Origin of the sequence: Rhizobium sp. SG2393 (genome assembly GCF_042610495.1) — a bacterium.
In the GTDB taxonomy this organism is placed as follows: Bacteria; Pseudomonadota; Alphaproteobacteria; order Rhizobiales; family Rhizobiaceae; genus RU20A.
This window is the reverse complement of the sequence record NZ_JBHGAP010000001.1, coordinates 1,308,647-1,327,278: the sequence shown is the minus strand read 5'-3', so window position 1 is coordinate 1,327,278 and position 18,632 is coordinate 1,308,647. Positions and strand designations below refer to the sequence as shown.

16 protein-coding genes are annotated in these 18,632 nt (G+C 63.6%); 8 read left to right on the top strand and 8 right to left on the bottom strand.

Going from position 1 to position 18,632, the window contains the following annotated elements:
* Nucleotides 1-50: 50 nt before the first annotated feature.
* Together ACED18_RS06205 and ACED18_RS06200 are read right to left on the bottom strand one after the other, a co-directional pair.
* Nucleotides 51-755 (bottom strand): class GN sortase, encoded by a 705-nt coding sequence (locus tag ACED18_RS06205; protein ID WP_377291067.1) that lies wholly within the window; start codon nucleotides 753-755, stop codon nucleotides 51-53.
* A 14-nt stretch (nucleotides 756-769) separates the two neighbouring features.
* On the bottom strand, nucleotides 770-3,130 hold the full coding sequence (locus ACED18_RS06200; RefSeq protein WP_377290027.1) for a marine proteobacterial sortase target protein: 2,361 nt from the start codon (nucleotides 3,128-3,130) through the stop codon (nucleotides 770-772).
* A 375-nt stretch (nucleotides 3,131-3,505) separates the two neighbouring features.
* Here ACED18_RS06200 and ACED18_RS06195 point away from each other — a divergent pair, with 375 nt between their 5' ends.
* On the top strand, nucleotides 3,506-4,708 hold the full coding sequence (locus tag ACED18_RS06195) for a pyridoxal phosphate-dependent aminotransferase (RefSeq protein ID WP_377290025.1): 1,203 nt from the start codon (nucleotides 3,506-3,508) through the stop codon (nucleotides 4,706-4,708).
* A gap of 297 nt (nucleotides 4,709-5,005) precedes the next feature.
* The gene (locus ACED18_RS06190) at nucleotides 5,006-5,239 is read left to right on the top strand and encodes a hypothetical protein (RefSeq protein ID WP_377290023.1); all 234 of its coding nucleotides are present in this window, start codon (nucleotides 5,006-5,008) and stop codon (nucleotides 5,237-5,239) included.
* 47 nt (nucleotides 5,240-5,286) lie between these two features.
* Here the strand turns inward: ACED18_RS06190 and ACED18_RS06185 are convergent, their stop codons facing one another.
* The 6 genes from ACED18_RS06185 to trxB all read right to left on the bottom strand — a co-directional run bounded on the left by ACED18_RS06185 (nucleotide 5,287) and on the right by trxB (nucleotide 13,040).
* Nucleotides 5,287-7,563 carry an FdhF/YdeP family oxidoreductase gene (locus ACED18_RS06185; protein WP_377290021.1) on the bottom strand — a complete coding sequence of 759 codons (2,277 nt, stop codon included), beginning with the start codon at nucleotides 7,561-7,563 and terminating at the stop codon, nucleotides 5,287-5,289.
* A gap of 107 nt (nucleotides 7,564-7,670) precedes the next feature.
* Complete coding sequence (locus ACED18_RS06180; protein WP_377290019.1) at nucleotides 7,671-8,795, bottom strand: calcium:proton antiporter; 1,125 nt, start codon at nucleotides 8,793-8,795, stop codon at nucleotides 7,671-7,673.
* A gap of 101 nt (nucleotides 8,796-8,896) precedes the next feature.
* Entirely contained in the window at nucleotides 8,897-10,018 is a 1,122-nt protein-coding gene (locus ACED18_RS06175; protein ID WP_377290017.1) for an alkene reductase, read from the bottom strand.
* Between the two features lie 49 nt (nucleotides 10,019-10,067).
* A complete protein-coding gene (locus ACED18_RS06170; protein ID WP_377290015.1) occupies nucleotides 10,068-10,388 on the bottom strand; it encodes an ArsR/SmtB family transcription factor in 321 nt (106 codons plus the stop codon).
* Nucleotides 10,389-11,061: 673 nt separating this feature from the next.
* Nucleotides 11,062-11,958: a LysR family transcriptional regulator VtlR gene (locus ACED18_RS06165; protein ID WP_377290013.1), complete on the bottom strand. Its 897-nt coding sequence runs from the start codon at nucleotides 11,956-11,958 to the stop codon at nucleotides 11,062-11,064.
* 107 nt (nucleotides 11,959-12,065) lie between these two features.
* A complete protein-coding gene (gene trxB / locus ACED18_RS06160) occupies nucleotides 12,066-13,040 on the bottom strand; it encodes a thioredoxin-disulfide reductase (RefSeq protein ID WP_377290011.1) in 975 nt (324 codons plus the stop codon).
* 366 nt (nucleotides 13,041-13,406) lie between these two features.
* On the opposite strand from trxB, the gene ACED18_RS06155 reads away from it, so the two are divergent.
* The 6 genes from ACED18_RS06155 to ACED18_RS06130 all read left to right on the top strand — a co-directional run bounded on the left by ACED18_RS06155 (nucleotide 13,407) and on the right by ACED18_RS06130 (nucleotide 18,627).
* Nucleotides 13,407-13,874, top strand: coding sequence for an Lrp/AsnC family transcriptional regulator (locus ACED18_RS06155; protein ID WP_377290009.1), 468 nt, complete (start codon nucleotides 13,407-13,409; stop codon nucleotides 13,872-13,874).
* A 245-nt stretch (nucleotides 13,875-14,119) separates the two neighbouring features.
* A complete protein-coding gene (locus ACED18_RS06150; RefSeq protein WP_377290007.1) occupies nucleotides 14,120-14,851 on the top strand; it encodes a hypothetical protein in 732 nt (243 codons plus the stop codon).
* Nucleotides 14,844-15,707, top strand: coding sequence for a hypothetical protein (locus ACED18_RS06145; RefSeq protein ID WP_377290005.1), 864 nt, complete (start codon nucleotides 14,844-14,846; stop codon nucleotides 15,705-15,707). Before ACED18_RS06150 ends, ACED18_RS06145 begins: the two co-directional genes overlap by 8 nt.
* A 117-nt stretch (nucleotides 15,708-15,824) precedes the next feature.
* Nucleotides 15,825-16,643 (top strand): glycosyltransferase family 25 protein, encoded by an 819-nt coding sequence (locus ACED18_RS06140; RefSeq protein ID WP_377290003.1) that lies wholly within the window; start codon nucleotides 15,825-15,827, stop codon nucleotides 16,641-16,643.
* 74 nt (nucleotides 16,644-16,717) lie between these two features.
* On the top strand, nucleotides 16,718-17,836 hold the full coding sequence (locus tag ACED18_RS06135) for a glycosyltransferase (RefSeq protein WP_377290001.1): 1,119 nt from the start codon (nucleotides 16,718-16,720) through the stop codon (nucleotides 17,834-17,836).
* Nucleotides 17,833-18,627 carry a glycosyltransferase family 25 protein gene (locus ACED18_RS06130; protein WP_377289999.1) on the top strand — a complete coding sequence of 265 codons (795 nt, stop codon included), beginning with the start codon at nucleotides 17,833-17,835 and terminating at the stop codon, nucleotides 18,625-18,627. The genes ACED18_RS06135 and ACED18_RS06130 overlap by 4 nt, the downstream gene beginning before the upstream one ends.
* Nucleotides 18,628-18,632: the final 5 nt, after the last annotated feature.

The window sequence follows — 18,632 nt, the reverse complement described above, 5'->3', positions numbered from 1 at the left end:
CTTTCAGGTGAAGGGGAGGTGGCGCGGGCCGCCACGCCCTTCAAGGCGGATCAAAAGGATTTGACCGGGCCGGCATCCGCCAGTGTCGTCGCGGGGTCCGTCATGCCATGTGTATCAAGCCTTGCGATCGTCCCGTCCGGCTGCGTCTCGCTGATCAGCTCGGCCGTCAGGATGTAGCGCAAGGGGCCGCGCTCGGTGGCGTCGAAGGGAAAGCAGGTGGCGAGCGCCAGATGCCTGCCGATCGCCTCGGCATTGATGCCGGAGCGATCCCAGGGGGCGACGCGGCCTTCGCCGGCCCGGAAGGTCAGCCGCGCGCCATCGGCGCGGGTGACTTCAAGGAGATCGCCGGGCTTCACGTCCTTCAGCCAGCGGAAATGCGTGTCGCGGTGGGCGGCGATGACAGCGGTGCCGGGTTCGCCGGGTTCCGGCGTGTTCGCAAGCCAGGCGGGGCCAAAGGCCAGCGCCTCGCCGCTTGCGCCTTTCAGCACGATGGCAGACTGACCTAGACGAGGCGCTGCGATGCGCGCTTCCGTGTCGAAATCCGCCCAGGGCCAGGGGCGCACATGGCTGTCGCCGGCAAGGCGGGAATCAAAGGCGCGCTCCAGCAGAACCTGCGACAGCTCTGCCTTGGCCTTCATATAGAGACCCTTGCCGACCAGCATCAGGCCGACAAGGATGATGAGCAGGAGAAGCGCGCCGAGCACGGTTTCGGCGGCGGAGAGGCGGGCGAGCAGGCCCGACCGCTCGCCCTGCATGCGATCGTCAACGCTCACGGCCGGCCTCCCGTGCCCCGCGCCCCGACCATGCGCGACAGGTCATCGCGCAGGAAGGCGTAGCCGGTGCCGATCATGATGGCGAAGGCGATCAGCACGAGGCCCATCAGAATATGCCGGTCTGCAAGCGTCGCAGTCTGGGGAAGGGTCACTTCGGCCGACTGTTCGGCAAGCAGGCTGGCGGCGCGTGCCGTCGGCGCGGCCTGCATCTTGCTCGCGACGGCCTCCGCCATCTGCATGACAGGGGCGGGAAGCGCCATGGCCTTCTGCATCGGCACCGTGCCCGTCGCGTCTGGTTCGCCATAGACCTTGCCGAAGTCCCAGCCGGCCGGCAGGTTCAGCGGCACGGCGGTGCTCGTCACCGGCTCGCCCTGGGGTCGCGACGGCGTGACATCGACGGCAACGAGGCTGGTGACGCGGGAGACAAGGTGGTGGGCGAGCGCGACCGTCTCGATCTTCTTGTCGAGCACGGCCGGGTCCGGCAGCGAATAGGCGCTGGCCTCCAGGTCGTCGATCTTGCGGCGCGCCCAGAGCTTGGCGATGCCGGTGCCTTGCGACGCCTTGGCGATGTCCATTTCGACGCGCCAGGGCTGGTCGCCGGCCCGGCCGGTGATCTGCAGCTTGCCGGCCGGAGTGGCGGAGGCAAGTTCGGCGGTCAGCGTCACAGGCTCGCCGCGATAGAGGTCGGGCATCGGGTTCGGCGTGATGTCGCCGACGGCGGCGCCGTCGAAGGTGGCGGCAATCTCGGTCATGGCGGGCTGTTCGAGCTTGGTGAAAAGCTCGCCCATGCGCTCGGCGACCTGATTTTCCGAGCCGATCAGCGTGAAAGTGCCCCGGCCCACCTGGGCGGCCTTGGTCATGAAGAAGGTGTTGGGGGCCGAGCCAATGCCGACGGTGAAGACGCGGGCCTCGCCCCGGTTGGCGGAGATCTCGTTGAAGAGCTGTTCCTCGTTGCCGATGGCGCCATCGGTGAGGAACACCACCTGGCGCAGCGCGCCATCGGCGACCGGGCCCTGGCTGCGCAGAGCCGCCTGCAGGGCGGGGAGCATTTCCGTTCCGCCATCGGCGGTCAGGCTGCGGACGAAGGCAATGGCGTCTTCGCGCTTGTCGGGCGTGGCTGCGACCAGCGAGGGGAAGTGAACGGTCATCGTGTCATCGAAACGGATGACATTGAACCGGTCTTCCGGCGACAGGCGGGAAATGGCAAGCGCCAGGCTGTCGCGGGCCTGCTCGATGGAGGGGCCTGACATGGACCCGGAATTGTCGATGACGAAGACGATTTCGCGCTTCGGCTTGACCGCGCTTTCCGTGCCGACCGGCGGCGTGACGAAGGCCATCAGATAGGTCTTGCCGTCGACGGTTTCGCGAAACAGGCCGGCATAGGGGCTCTTGCCGGCTTCGGCGCGCCAGGTCAGCTCGAAATCCTTGTCGGCCGGAATGCTCTCGGCTTTCAGTGTGATGCGGCGGGTGGCCGGATCGACGGTCTCGACGTTGACGTCGTGGAAGGCGGATTTGACCTCGCCGAGGGGGAAGCCGGCTGCAAGCGTCACCGTGAGCGTGACCGGATTGACCTTCGCATTGGTCTTCGGGTCGAGCACGGGTGCCGTGATCTTTTCGCGATCCGGAACCGGATCGGATACGGCATAGCCGGAGGTCTGGTCGACATCGACGGTCTGGACGACCGGCGCCGGATTGTAGCGCGGCGCCACGACCATCGGGAAACGCAACGAATAAAGGCCATCCGACTGCTTCGTGGAGGACTGGTACTCGATCTGCACGACGATGGTTTCGCCGGGGCCGATATTGGCGACCTGGTTGGTGAAGATGTTGGGGCGCTGCTGCTCGAGGAGTGCGGCCTTCTTGCCCTCTGCCTTTGCCTGTTCGTAGACCTGACGGGCCTCTTCGCGCGGCTTGATCTCGCCGGCGATGAAGCGCTCGCCGATCTGCATCTTCAGCGTATCGACGGCCGAATCTTCCGGCAGAGGGAAGACATAGGTGCCTTCGACCCAGCCCTTGGACGGGTTCAGGAAGCGCTGGGTGACGCGGGTGCGGATGACGGGACCGTTGACGTCGATGGCGACATCGGTGGAAAGCCGCGGCGCCTCGACGAAATAGCCGGGTTCGCGCGAGGGAAAGAGCAGGGCGCCGGTGCCCATGTCGTTCGGACGTACATAGCCTTCGGGCTCGGCCGCGGCCTTCGTGGCCGCGATCGCCGGCGCCCCCGTTTCGGCGCGCGCGTCGAAGGTCAGGCCCGCGACCATGAGGATGCAGGCCAGGAGCGCGGCCATGACCAGGCCCATGCGGTGGGAGGCGCGGCGCCGCAATGCGCGCTCCGTCGTGATGTCATCGAGAAACATGGCATATCCCCTTCCATGCACTGCTTGATGGAGGCGAGATTGACGATGGCATATCGGCTGTTGAAAGACTGAATTGGGGCACCCCATGGCAATTCTCGTGGCCAAATCGTGGCGGACGCCAGTTTCGGAGGGAGTTGCCGGCGTGCTGAATATATTCGCCTTTTCGCCCGTCATTTGATCTGGCTCGCCGGGGAGATGCGGTGCCCATGTTTAAGGTCGCCTGCGCGTGCGATCGTCATGGGCACGCCTCGGCAGGCTTCGAGCGGTCCTCCATCCGCCTTTCTGCTTGAAACGCCGGCTCTTCTTCGACATACAGCTAGCCGCCGGCTGCATGATCGGGCCGGTTATCCGAAACCGCAACAGGACCCTCGTTCCATGGCTTTCCTTGCCGACGCCCTTTCCCGTGTGAAGCCCTCCGCCACCATCGCCGTCTCGCAGAAGGCGCGCGAACTGAAAGCGAAAGGCATGGACGTGATCGGCCTCGGCGCCGGTGAACCGGATTTCGACACGCCCGACAATATCAAGCAGGCGGCTATCGAGGCGATCAAGCGCGGCGAGACGAAGTACACGCCCGTTGCCGGTATTCCGGAACTGCGCGACGCCATCGTCAAGAAGTTCAAGCGCGAGAACAATCTCGACTACACGGCCGCGCAGGTCATCGTCGGCACCGGCGGAAAGCAGATTCTCTTCAACGCCTTCATGGCGACGCTTAACCCGGGCGATGAAGTCGTGATCCCGACGCCCTACTGGGTCTCCTACCCGGAGATGGTGGCGCTGTGCGGCGGCACGCCGGTGTTTGTGGAAACGACTCAGGCCAACAATTTCAAGCTGAAGGCCGAGGATCTTGAGAAGGCGATTACGCCGAAGACCAAGTGGTTCGTCTTCAACTCGCCGTCCAACCCGTCTGGTGCCGCCTACAGCCATGCCGAACTGAAGGCGCTGACCGATGTGCTGGTGAAGCATCCGCATGTCTACGTGCTGACGGACGACATGTATGAGCACCTGACCTATGGCGACTTCAAGTTCGCCACCCCGGTCGAGGTCGAGCCGGCGCTCTACGATCGCACGCTGACCATGAACGGCGTGTCGAAGGCCTATGCCATGACCGGCTGGCGCATCGGCTATGCGGCCGGCCCGCTGGCGCTCATCAAGGCCATGGACATGGTGCAGGGTCAGCAGACGTCGGGCGCCTGCTCGATCGCCCAGTGGGCGGCCGTGGAAGCACTGAATGGCACGCAGGACTTCATTCCCGTCAACAAGAAGATCTTCGAAGGCCGCCGCGACCTGGTCGTCTCCATGCTGAACCAGGCAACCGGCATCGAGTGCCCGTCGCCGGAAGGTGCCTTCTACGTCTATCCGTCCTGCAAGGGCCTGATCGGCAAGACCGCGCCGTCGGGCAAGGTCATCAACACCGACGAGGACTTCGTGACGGAACTTCTGGAAACCGAAGGCGTGGCCGTCGTCCACGGTTCGGCCTTCGGCCTCGGCCCGAACTTCCGCATCTCCTATGCCACGTCGGAAGCCCTGCTCGAGGAAGCCTGCAAGCGCATCCAGCGCTTTGCCGCGGCTTGCAAGTAAGCGAAAGCCGCTGTTTCGATTGGTGACGCAACCTCTCGACCGTCGTCCTCGGGCTTGACCCGAGGACCCATGCGACCTTGGCGGTCGTGGCTGTGGATCTTCGGCTCTGTGGCCGAGGAAGACGGGGGGTTGGAGTGGCCGCTCGTCGCCACCTTTGACCTTAAGCGGTTTGGTGGGGGCGAGTGACGGTCGATTTTCTTGCACGAAACCCGCCGTCGCCGGCGGGTTTTTTCGTGTCATGCCCTGAAAAGCGCACAGCCGCGACCGATATTAGGCTGGCAAGACAGGAGACCCGTCATGACGAAAAGCCTCATCCTTCTCACCGCCAGCCTCGCGCTCACCGCCTCGGTCGCCTTTGCGGCGGGGCACGAGACGCGCAAGGGCGATCCGCTCCCGCCCGAGGGCGCCGTCGTCGTGCCGGCCGGCCCGTCGCAGATGAGCGTCTTTGATTACTTCTTCAACAATCCGGAGAAGTACCGCACGATGCGCAACGACGCGGGCGAGTATTATCAGGGCACCGAGCGGCGCTGAGCCCGCGATGCGGCAGCCGGCCCGATGGCCGGCTGCGCTGTCTTTCGTCAGGCTTCGATCCGTACAGGGATCGCCTTTGATGCCGGCGTCTTCGACAGTTCGTCGTGGTGATCGATGGCGTTCAGCACGTTGGCTTCGGGGTAATAGGCCGCGATCGTGCCGCGCGGCAGCGTGTGGACGCGGATTTCGAGGCCGGCGAGGCGGCGTTCGTGGCCGTCGCCGAAATCGCTGACCAGCGTCACTTTCTGCCCCTCCACGAGACGGGCTTCCACCATGTCCTCCCAGGAGATCAGCACCACGTCGCGCGTGCCCTCGATACCGCGGAAGCGGTCGGAATAGCCGTAGATAGTGGTGTTGAACTGGTCGTTGGAGCGGATCGTCATCAGGCGGTAGCGGCCGCGCGCGTCGGCGAAGGACAGCGCGTTGAGGCGGTCCGGTGTCGTGAAGACCGCCTTGCCTTCCTTCGTCTTCCAGATGCGTTCGCGCGCCGCATTGCCGCGATAGAAGCCGCCGGGCTCGAAGAGGCGCTGATTGTAGCCGCGGAACTGGTCGGGATAGGTCGCCTCAATCAGGTCGCGCACAAGGCCGTAATCCGCGGTCCAGTCGTCCCAGCGCAGTTTCGGATTGGGTTCGAGGGTCGCTTTGGCGATGCCGGTGACGACGGAGAGTTCGCTTTTCAGATGCGGCGAGGCCGGCGTGCGCTTGCCGGTGGAGCCGGAGATGTTGGAAAAGCTGTCCTCGCTGGAGACGGATTGTGGCCCGCCGGCCTGTTCATCGCGCTCCAGACGCGACAGGCAGGGCAGGATATAGGCCTGCCGGCCGGGGAAGAGGTGGCTGCGGTTGAGCTTGGTGGACACAACGACGGTGAGCTGTTGCGCGGCCCAGGCGCGTTCCATGGCTTCCTGATCCGGTACGGCGCGCAGCAGGTTTCCGCCGAGCGAGATATGGGCCTTGATGCGGCCCTCCATCAGGCCTTTCACGGCATCCACGATGGCGACGCCGTCCTTCGTCGGCGGATCGAAGCCGAAGAGGGCCTTCAGCCTGTCGAGCGGCACGAGTTCGGCCTTTTCCGCAATGCCCACCGTGCGCTGGCCCTGCACGTTTGAATGGCCCCGCACGGGACAGCAGCCGGCGCCCTCGCGCCCGATATGGCCGCGCATCAGCAGCAGGTTGACGAGCATGGCGATGTTGAGCGAGCCGTGAACATGCTGGGTGAGACCCATGCCGTAGACGCCGATCACCCGCTCGGCGCCGATATAGATCTCGCCGGCCTGGCGGATATCGGCTTCGCTGAGGCCGCTCTCCAATTCGATATCGGCCCAGCAGGCGGTGCGCACGCTGTCGAGGAAGGCCTCGAAGCCCGTCGTGTGTTCGGCGATGAAGCCCGTGTCGAGGATGCGCTCGCCGCCGCCGGCCTTTGCGGCGTCATCGGCCTCGATCACCACCTTGCAGAGGCCCATCAAGGCGGCGATATCGCCGCCGGCCTTGACCTGCAGGTAGAGGTCGGAGATCGCGGTCTCATGGCCGGTCAGCATGTCGAAGGGGCTTTGCGGGTTCACGAAGGATACCAGCCCCTGTTCGATGACGGGATTGAAGGTAACGATGCGCGCCCCGCGCTTCTTGGCTTCCTGCAAGGGATGCAGGAATCGCGGGCTGTTGGAGCCCGGGTTCTGGCCGAAGAAGAAGAAGGCGTCGGCCTTTTCCAGATCCTCCCAAACGACAGTGCCGACCGGCGAGCCGATCACCTTCTTCAGGCCAACCGATGTTGTCTCGTGGCACATGTTGGAGCTTTGCGGCAGGTTGTTGTTGCCGTAGGCGCGGGCCAGCAGGGCGTAGAGGTAGGAGGCTTCCAGGCCCGCATGGCCGGAGGCGTAGAAGACCACATCTTCGCGCGGCAGATCCTTCAGCGTTCTGCCGATCGCGGCGAAGGCCTCCTCCCAGCTCGTTTCGACATAGCGGTCGGTATCGGCGTCATACCGCAGGGGATGGGTCAGGCGGCCGGCCTTCTCCAGTTCGTGGTCGCTCCACGTCCTGAGCTTGGTCACGCTGTGATCGTGGAAGAAGGCGGGCGTGCAGCGGTCGCCGGTCAGATCCCAGAGCGTTCCCTTGGCGCCGTTCTCGCAGAATTCGAAGGCGCTGTAGTTCTTCGGCTTCGGCCAGGCGCAGGAGACGCACATCACGCCGCCGGGCTTGTTCTGGCGGCCAAGCTCCTCGACGAAGGCCAGCGGCGGATGGTTTTCGCTGACCATGCGGGCGATCGACTTCAGCGAGCCCCAGCCGCCGGCTGGTTCTTCCGATTCCGGATTGAGGACTGGCTTGTTCATCGACGCTTCCTTCGCTTCGGAGACGCGCGCGGGGAGGGGCTGCGCTGTCTTCCCGAAAAGCTTGGGCGGCGGGCGTCCGCTTCAAGGGCGCTTGCAATGAAAAGCCGTCAGAGACCGATCGCCGTCAGCATCACGAAGGTGGCGAAGAGGATGAAGTGGGTCATGCCCTCGATGGCATTGGTCTCGCCGTCGTTGAGGTTGATGGCAGCGGCAATCAGCGTGATCGCGACCATGGCCGTCTGGGTCGGCGTCATCGCCATGACGAAGGGCTGGCCGGTGTAGAGCGCGATCGCCTCCATCACCGGCACGGTGAGGATGACGGTGGAGAGCGAGGCGCCCATGGCGATGTTGACGGTCGACTGCATGCGGTTGGCGAGCGCGGCGCGCAGGGCGGTCAGGATTTCCGGCGCTGCGGAGATCGTGGCGACGATGACGGCCATCATGGCGGGCGGTGCGCCGGTGCCTTCGAGGCCCGATGTCATCAGGACTGACATGACCTCGGCCATGACGCTGATCAGGACGACGCCGATGACGATGATCGCGATGGAGAGGCTGACGGGCTCGTCGTCCGTATTCGCATGGCCGGAGGGGGCCTTGCTCGCCGCCCCCGTGCTCGGCTTGCCGTCCTTCCGCTCGGCGCGGGGATATGCGTAGCTGAAGAAATAGCTGTGGGCGCCCACCTGCATGCGCAGGAAGAGGCCGTAGAGCGCGATCATCGCGACGATGGTGAAGGCGGAATAAGCCTGCCAGTGTTGCTTCGGCACGAATTCCGGCACGATCATGGAAATGCCCATGGCCGTCAGGATCATCACGCCGTAGGTCTTGCCGGAATTGTCGTTATAGGGCTGCTCGCCATGGCGGATGCCGCCGAGCAGCGCGGCCAGCCCGAGGATGCCGTTGATGTCGAGCATCACGGCTGCGTAGATCGTATCGCGCACCAGCGTCGGCTCGGGATTGGCCTGCATCATGATGGCGAGGATGATGACTTCCACCATCACGGCCGAAAGCGTCAGGATCATCGTGCCATAGGGGTCGCCGACCTTGGAGGCAAGGATTTCGGCATGGTGGGCGATGCGCGTCGAGACGAGGATGATGACTGCGACAAGGGCGAAGGCGGCGATCAGCTCGATCGTCTGGCCCATATGGGCAATGCTCTCCTCGCCCACGAAGGCGGCGATGGCGACGGCAAGGCCGATGAGCAGGAAGCGTTCCTGGAGAAGGCGGGCGAGCATGGGCGGGTCCGGGTCAAGAAAGGGTGTGTTCCTATCTAGCCCGGTTCACGCAAAAGGGAACGCCCGCGGTGGTTTCCGCGGGCGCTTTTCACATCGCACGATCAGGCAACCTGCTCGAGCGTCGGGTAGTCCGTGTAGCCTTCCGCGCCGCCGCCGTAGAAGGTTTCCTGCTTCGGCGTGTTGAGGTCTGCGTTGGTGCGCAGGCGCTCGACGAGATCGGGATTGGCGATGAAGAGCTTGCCGAAGGCGACGAGGTCGGCATCGCCGTTCTCGACGGTCTTCAGCGCGAGGTCGCGGTCGAAGCCGTTATTGACCATCCAGGCCGCCTTGCCGCCGGCTGCCGCGTAAGCCGCGCGCAGGGCCGCGAAGTCGAAGGGCTTGTCGCCCTGCTGGTGGTCCCGCGCGCCGCCCGTGGCACCTTCGATGAGGTGGATATAGGCGAGGTCGTGCTTGGCGAGCCCTTCGACCACATAGTTGAACAGCGGCTGCGGATCGGCATCGAAGACGTCGTTGGCGGGCGTGACCGGCGAGAGGCGAATGCCGGTCCGGGCAGCGCCGATTTCCTTCGTCACGGCGTCCATCACTTCGAACAGGAAGCGGGCGCGGTTTTCAATCGAGCCGCCATAGTTGTCGGTGCGCTCGTTGGAGCTCGAGCGCAGGAACTGGTCGATCAGGTAGCCGTTGGCGGCGTGGACCTCGACGCCGTCGAAGCCGGCATCGATGGCAGCACGGGCGGCCTTGCGGTAATCTTCCACGATGCCCGGGAGTTCACCCGCTTCCAGCGCGCGCGGTTCGGACGTGTCGGCAAAGCCGCCGGTGCCATCCTCGTTGATGAGGTAGGTCTTGGATTTGGCGCGGATCGCGGACGGGGCGACCGGCTTGCCATTGCCGGGCTGGAGATCGGTGTGGGAAATCCGGCCGACATGCCACATCTGCACGACAATCTTGCCGCCCTCGGCGTGCACCGCGTCCGTCACCTTGCGCCAGCCGTCAAGCGCTTCCGGCGTGTAGAGCCCGGGGACGTCGGCGTAGCCCTGGCCCTGATGGGTGATGGCGGTCGCTTCGGTGATGATGAGGCCGGCGGTGGCGCGCTGCTCGTAATAGGTGACGTTCAGCGTGTTCGGAACGGCCTTCGGCGAGCGGTTGCGCGTCAGCGGGGCCATGACGACGCGGTTCTTGAGCGTGATGTCACCGATGGTGATGGGGTCGAAAAGAGAGGGCATGAAACGTCCTTTTTCTCTCGGGTGGTTTTGGGAGGGGGAGGTGGGCGCCTCAGAGCGCGTGTCCGAGGCTTTTCAGAAATCGGGAGATGGTGTCTTCGTTGCGCTGGTAGTAGATCCACTGGCCGCGGCGCGTGGCTGTGACGAGACCGGCCCGCTGCAGGGTGGCAAGATGCGCGGAGACGGTGGACTGCGACAGGCCGCATCGCTCGAACTGGCCGGCGCAGACACCGAGCCCCTCGATGGCGTGGCCGGGCTCGAAATGCGCATCCGGATCCTTCAGCCAAGCCAGCAGCTCACGGCGCATCGGATGGGCGATCGCCTTCAGGATCTCACTCACATCCTCTAGTTCGCCACTCTCTGCCGGTGCCATTGCCACCACCTCGCATATTCTGCATATCGATATATCGAGTAAACCCGATATTCCGATATGTTGGTCGTACGTTTATGCTTTCAAGAGTGCCGCGCAAAAAAAAGAGGGCCGCGGATGGACCGGGCCCTGCAAGGTATGAAGGCTTCCAAGCCTCCAGAGGGGAACAGCGGAAGCAAATCCCCGGGGAGGAGAAGGGGCGTCATGCAACCGCTGAAATGGAAATGGGGCGCGGTCGTGCAGACTTCAAGCACGCCACGCATAAAAATTGTAGGGCATGTCTTTTTGAATTGACGTCGCGGATTTTCGCTGATCGGTCCAGCCGGACAGCGGGCAAAAAAAGAGGGCCACAAGTAAACTTGGGCCCTTTATAAGTTATGAAGGTATCTAAACCTCCAGAGGGGAACAGCTGCTGCGGTGGCACTGGGAGGAGAAAGCCACCAAAAGTGCATCAGCTAGGTGCGGTATGATGCTTTTCTGGGCTGTGAGCAATCAAGAATTATGCATGACAGCTATGCTGGCGCCGCATCCCTGATCAAAATTTGAGCGATCGAGCGAGAGGCCAGGGCGCGCACGACTGCCCGCTCTCTGGGTGTGTTCAAAAAAATCATACAAATCAGAGGATTGCCGGTGACGCGCCCGGGTGGTGCATTTCTGAGCAGATTTTGGAATCCGTTCAGAAATTCCAGTTGCGTGCCTTGGCGACGATGAAATCGCGGAAGACCTTGAGCTTGGCGGCGTTTTTCATCTCGTCCGGATAGCAGAAATAGGTGTCGAAGGAGGGGATGTCGGCATTCGGCACGAGCTGAATCAGGCCGGGATCACGGCCGACGATGTAGTCGGGCAGCATGGCGATGCCGATTCCGAGCAGGCAGGCGCGCTTGATGGAGGTGAGGCTGTTGATCTGCAACTGCGAGACGCGCGGATTGTCGCTGTCCCGGCCGGCCACTTCCAGCCAGTTCACGTCGAGGAGATAGTTTGGTGCCGGCTCGCCGAAGGTGATGATGCGGTGGTTGTCGAGGTCGGCGATCGACTGCGGCTCGCCATGCCGGTTGATGTAGGAGGGGGCGGCATAGATGTGCATGTGCACGGTGAAGAGCTTGCGCTGGATGAGATCGGACTGTTGCGGCTTGCGCAGCCGGATGGCGCAGTCGGCGTGGCGCATGTTCACATCCAGCTCCTCATTGTCGAGGATGAGCTGGACCTGCATGTCGGGATAGAGCGACATGAATTCCTGCACCTTGTCCGTCAGCCAGCCTTGGCCGAGGCCGACGGTGGTGGTGATGCGCAGCTTGCCGGTGGGCTTGTCGGTCGTCTCGGTCAGCTGGACCTTGACGCTTTCGAGCTTCATCAGCACTTCATGGGCGGTGCGATAGAGGATTTCGCCCTGCTCGGTCAGGATCAGCCCGCGCGCATGGCGGTGGAAGAGCTTGATGCCGACGTCCTGCTCCAGCGAGGAAACCTGACGGCTGATGGCCGACTGCGACAGATGCAGCTTGTCGGCGGCATGGGTAAACGAACCCGCCTCCGCCGCAGCGTGGAAAATGCGCAGTTTGTCCCAGTCCAGCGGCATGCAATCCCCCAATGATCAAGGGTTCCGTGACAGCGCCCCTGCCGGCACGGGCCTTCATCTTCAGCTGTTCCCGACCGGACGGCAAGCCGCCCGGCATGACGCGGCTTCTATTCGGCCGCAATTGCGACAGGCATGTGGCCCGCCAGATACTTTTCGGCCTCGAGCGCGGCCATGCAGCCCATGCCGGCGGCCGTCACGGCCTGCCGGTAGATGTCGTCCGTCACGTCGCCGGCGGCAAAGACGCCAGGAATATCGGTCGCGGTCGAATCAGGCGCGGTCCAGAGGTAGCCGTTCGGCTTCAGCTTCAGCTTGCCCTTGAAAAGCTCGACGGCGGGCGCATGGCCGATGGCGACGAAGACGCCGTCCGTTACCATGGTGCTTTCCTCACCGGTCACGGTGTTGCGCAGCTTGACCGCGTTGACGGCCGGCGGCATGGGGCCGACCGAGGCGCCGCCGAGATATTCGAGGATCTCGTGGTTCCAGACGATCCTGACGTTTTCCTTTGCGAAGAGGCGTTCCTGCAGGATGCGCTCGGCGCGGAAGCTGTCGCGGCGGTGCACGACGGTGACGGTCTTTGCGAGATTGGCGAGGTAGAGTGCTTCCTCGACGGCGGAATTGCCGCCGCCGACCACGATCACGTCCTTGCCGCGATAGAAGAAGCCGTCGCAGGTCGCGCAGGCCGAGACGCCGAAGCCCATGAACTTGTGCTCGGTCTCGATGCCCAGCCATTTGGCCTTGGCGCCGGTGGCGATGATGAGGCTGTCGGCAGTCCAGAGCGTGCCGCTGTCGGTCTTGACGACGAAGGGGCGCACGTTGAGGTCGACTTCGGTGACGAGGTCGGTCACGAGTTCGGTGCCGACATGCTCGGCCTGCTTGCGCATCTGGTCCATCAGCCAGGGACCCTGGATCGGATCGGCAAAGCCCGGATAGTTTTCCACATCGGTGGTGATCATCAGCTGGCCGCCCTGTTCCAGGCCGGAGATCAGGACGGGGTTCAGCATGGCGCGCGCGGTGTAGATGGCGGCGGTGTAGCCGGCCGGGCCGGAGCCGATGATGAGAACCTTGGTGTGGCGGGTGGTCATGGCGCAGTCCTTCAAGGGCAGTCCCTTTGCGGCCGAAAGCGTGTGCGCCTTCAAAGCCGGTCGCGGACAGAGGGGGTCGGGCCAAGGCCCGACACATATTCACCCTCCATTTATGAGGGGACACCCGTCACTTTCAAGCCCGGCCGGGCTTTTGCCAACAGGCTAGACCATTTGGATGGTCATTGGAGCGCCGGAAACGAGCTGCCCTTTGCTTTCACATATTGTCCGGCGCGGAAGCGAAGCCGCTTCGGCTGGAGGCAGCATACCCGTTGCCGAAGCGCTGTTTTGCGGTGCAAGATGGGACGAGACGTCGTCTGCGCCTGACTCGACCGCAGGCGCTGCATGCTTCACAAGGGTTTTCCGTTCATGTTCCGAGCCGTCCTCGATGCCATCGATCTGCGTATTCTCAAGGAATTGCAGGCGGACGGGCGGATGACGAATGTCGAGCTTGCCGCCCGTGCCGGGATTTCTGCACCGCCTTGCCTGCGCCGCGTGCGCAAGCTGGAGGAAGAGGGGATCATTGAGGGCTATACGGCCCTGATCAATGCGCCGGCACTCGGCTACGACCTCGTCGCCTTCTGCATGGTGGGGCTCAAACACCAGTCGGAAGTCAACCTCAAGGCTTTTGCCGCCAGCGTGCAGCAGTGGCCGATCGTGCGCGAAGCCTGGATGATCAACGGCGACAGCGACTTTCTCCTGCGCTGCACCGCCCACAACCTTACCGTCTTCCAGGACTTCGTCATCGAGGTCCTGACCGCCGACGAGAATGTGGACACCGTGAGGACGATGCTGACCATCCGGCAGGTCAAGAAGTTGGGGCTGGTGGAGATTTGAGTAAGCGCAACAGGCCTGCCTCTTACGCGCTTCGCCTTAATTGCATTCTAAAGACTGGCATTTCGTGTCCGTCATACCTGCCTGCCCGTAACACTCGTCGAGATGCCCCAGCTGAGGCTCGAGAAATCGTTTTTATCAATAGCTTTATGTACTTGCATACATGGTTTCTGCCCATCCTACAGATTCAAGTTGCCTGCCTTTCGTGCGCTCTTTTATCTCGCCTCATCTTTCGCTAGAGACTGCTTATGAACAATCAGATCGACATCACCCTTGTAGCCGGCGCACGGCCGGATCTTCTCGCGACGACTCTGGAATCCTTTGGAGATAAGCTTTTCCCGTTCTTCGGCATTCGCACCTTCTTTGCGAATATCGATCCGATTTTCGGCGGGACGGAAGAACGGGACGCGTGTGTGCGGATGATCCGGGAACGTTTTCCCGATGCCGTGATCTTCACGCCGGAAACGCCGAGCTTCGGGGCGGCTGTCAAGCGGCTCTGGCAGGCAACGTCGGATGCGCATGTGCTGCACATGGAAGACGACTGGACCGTCAATGAAGTCGTGCAGGCGCAGGATATCCTGCCGCTCTTTGCGCCTGACGTCGGCATGGTGCAGCTCGCCATCGAAACACGCGAGCGCTACGGGGACGATTATCTTTATATCACGCGGCGCAAGCGCATTCTCGGATACGAAATCTGGTCGAAGAAAGTGAATGCCTACGGGACCAGTCCAAGGTTCATCCGCGGCCAGCTTTGCAAGCACTATGGCGATCTGCTGAAACCGAAGCTTGATCCCGAGAAGCAGGTCTACAAGAACAAGAACAAGCCCTTATCCCGTGCGCATCAGTCCTGGCGCTGTCGTGTTGCCTATGGCGCGAACGGCATGCCGCTGATTAAGGATATCGGGCGCGACTGGCGTGCCGAGCGGAGGATTGCCAAGGTGGACAAGGCGGGAAAGGCGACGTGGGTCACGCATGAGTAGCGTTTCGCTTCTCTCGACCTATTTCCGCCCGAAACCCGGCACGCCGGCTGCGGCGATCGATGCGATTTTGCGCGGGGATGAACAGGCGCGGCTGATGGGTCTCTCCTTTGCTGCGGCCAATCCGCTTTCCAAGCAGTACCTGATGGGGGACAGTGCGGTGCCCGTCGAGGGGATTATCCCCCTCCCGGTGGCGGAGCCGGCTGCCGGGTTCCTGACACTCGACATTCTCAGGCGCCAGCGCGACTTTTTCGCTTTGAATACGCCAGCCACCCCGTTCCTCGTCTGCGATCCCGACCTTCTGTTCTTCAAGCCGGTTTCCGAACTCTTCGCGGATGATTTCGACATTGCACTGACGCGCCGTGCCGGCAGCCGGCGCATGCCGTTCAACAGTGGCATCTTCTTCGTTAACAACCGTAATCCGCAAGCGGCGGAGCGCTTCTGGTCGATGCAGGTGGCCGCGATCGAAGACAGGTTCATGGGAGATGCCGGCTGGTATGGCGATCAATTGGTGCTGCGCCATCTGATCGAAGACGAGGCGACGGTCATCGCACCGGATCGATACCGGTTGCAGGGCTTGACCATCCGTGTTCTCGACGGTGACACCTATAACTTCTCGCCGGACCGCGAGCATCCCTATCTCTTCCGCCGGCCAGACGTGCATGTCTATCACTTCAAGGGCCGGTGCCGGTCCTACATGGAGCCCTTCTACCGTCATTTCATTGCCGACGGAGCACGCTCGCCTCTTCGGCCCATCGGCCGTCTCATTGAGGGCGTTCGCCTGGACATGGAACGGTCGCGCCTGAAGCCGCTTTACCTTCGTGCCCGCGAGCGCAGCGCTCCGAAGACCGCAACGTGAGCGCCGCTGGCATGCCAGACCGTGTTGACACAGGGCGCGGCGGGCGTCGGTCTCCACAAAGGCTCTGGCGGAATCCGGTTGTCTCCGCCGTGCCTTCGTCCTAAAGCTTGCGGCATCATGAACCAGGCCATTCCCGTCTTCGTCATCAATCTCGCGCGCCGCACCGATCGGCTGGAGCGCGTGGCCGATCATCTCGCGACGCGCGGGGTGTCTTGGCAGCGGGTCGATGCCTGCGATGCGAAGGCGGTGGCGCCCGAAGTGCTGGATAGGGTGATCACACCCGGCGGTCCGCTCGGTGATCTCGGCTTCGGCGACCGGGCCTGCACGGTCAGCCACACCTATGCGTGGGAGGCGTTTCTGGCGAGCGGCGCGCATTACGGCCTTTTCCTCGAAGATGACGTCTATCTCAGCGCGGACATTGCCTTGGCGCTCACGTCGGATACGTGGATTCCCGAGGGGACGAAGGCCGTAAAGCTTGAGAAATTCGGGTCCGGTATCTCGCGCGTGCTGCTCGGGAGGGCCATCGGCACGGTGGATGGAACAGGGCGAAAGCTGCACCGCATGTATTCGCGCCATGTGGGCGGCGGGGCCTATATCCTGTCGCGGGCGGGCGCGGAGATCGCGCTTGGCGCGCGCGGGCGCATGCAGGTGCCGGTCGATCACCTGCTCTTCAACGACACGGTCTCGCCGATTTTCCGCAAGCTTCAGCCCGTGATCGTGCAGCCGGCTATGGCGACGCAGCGGCATTACGAATACAATTCCGATATTTCCGCCTTCGGCAAGGCGGCCCGGCCGACCGGCTGGAAGCTCAAGAAGCGCAAGATCAAGCGCGGCCTTTACGAAATCAGCCAGGCGCATCGCCAGCTTCTGGCGCTCGTAACCGGCCGGGCGAAGGTCACCGACATCTTCTGGCAGGAAAGCATGGGCGAGCCCTGAGGGGGCTGCCGGCCGGCGGCCGGTTTTTGCGATGACAAGACCGGCCCTGTACGGCCGGCATCGGGGTTGACGGCATGACGGTTTCCAGAATTCTCCACATGCATTTCGGCAAGGAGGGTGGCGCGGAGCGCTTCTTCGTCAATCTCGCCACGGCCTTTGGCGAACGCGGCATCAAGCAGCGCTTCATCGTGCGCCCCGGCCGCGTGTGGGAAAACGAGATCGGTGGGCTGGGGCCCATGTTGCAGAGCGAGTTCCGGCCCTATTCGCCGAAGGGCCTGTGGATGCGCTGGAAGGTCCACCAGATCGTGCGCACCTGGCAGCCGGATGTGGTGATGGCCTGGATGTCGCGTTCGTCCAAGCTCCTGCCGAAGGGGGCACCGGCGGTCAAGCTGACGCGGCTGGGCGACTATCCGCGACACCTGAAGAACTTCCGCAACAACGACCTGATCGTCGCCAACGCGCCGGGCATCGCCGAGGCCTGCCGGGGGCTCGGCTGGCGCCGGCCACTGGCCGTGGTCTCGAATTTTGCCCGTGAGGTGACAATCACGCCGGTGTCGCGCGCGACGCTCGACACGCCCGAGGACGCGTTCCTCGTCATCGGGTCGGGGCGTTTCGTGAACCGCAAGGGGTTCGACGTGCTGGTGAAGGCGGTTGCCGACATCCCGGATGCCTGGCTCTGGCTGGTGGGCGAGGGCGAGAAGCGCGGCGAACTCGAGGCGCTGGTGCGCGAAAAGGGCATGGAGGGGCGCACGCGCTTCACCGGCTGGGTAGAAGAGCCGATGAACTACGTTGCCGCCGGAAATGTCTTCGTCATGCCGTCTCGCCATGAGCCGCTCGGTAATGTCATTCTGGAGGCCTGGCAGGCGGATGTGCCTGTCGTGACGACGCGCTCGGAAGGGCCGAGCTGGTTCGTCCGCGAGGGCGAGGACGCGCTGTTTTGCGAGATCGACGACGTCGCCGGCACGATCGCTGCGATCAACCGTCTGCGGTCCGATCCTGCGCTTGCCGAACGACTGCGCCGGGAAGGGCGCCGCCGGCTGGACGCCGATTTCCGCCGTGATGCTGTGGTGGATGCCTATCTCGATCTCTTCCGCCGCGTGCAGGCGGGCGATGTCGCCGATCTCACCGGCACGGGACTGGCGCCGGGGCAGGCGCGGCTGGCCTTCGGCCGCGGAGAAGAGGTGACGGCGTGAGCGAAAGCGGACACCAGGACTTCCTCTGCTTCGTCATCAATCTCGATGGTAGCACGGCGCGCATGGAGGGGATCGCCGACAGTCTCGGGCGAACCGGCATTCGTTTCAAGCGCCTGCCGGCCTTTGACGGGCGCAAGCTCGATCTTTCCAAGGTGGCCGATTACGATGCCGCGGCGGCGCGCCGCTACATGGGGCGCGAGCTCGTGGGCGGCGAAATCGGCTGCTATTACAGCCACCTGAATGCTGCACGCGCCTTTCTCGCAAGCGATCAGCGCCACTGCCTGGTGATCGAGGACGATGCGGCGCCGGACCAGCAGCTGAAGATGATTGTTGCCGCGGCCATCGCCTTTCTCGACCGGCACGATCCAGCCTGGAAGGTCGTCAATCTCGGCAATGAGCGGATGAAGATCTTCCGTCCGCTTTTGCCGCTTCAGGGTGCGCGCGGCGGTTACACGCTCTGCGCCGCCTATTATTTCCCGATGACGACGGGCGGCATTCTCTGGTCGCGGGAAGGGGCGCGCGCCTTCGTGGAGGGGCATCGCACGATCTTTGCGCCGGTCGACAATTTCTTCCGCCACTGGATCACGCGGGCCGGCGGTGGATATGCCTTCCTGCCCCGGCCGATCTCGACCACGGATGCGGAAAGCGACATCACCCATCCCGGTACGCAGCAGCGCAGCCGGCGCGGGCGCACGGCGCTTTATGGCCTGCGCAAGCAGCGCCGCCTTCTGGTCGACAAGCTGATCGCCACTGTCGCGAAGCTCTCCGATCGACGACGGGCAGGGGGCTGAGGCGC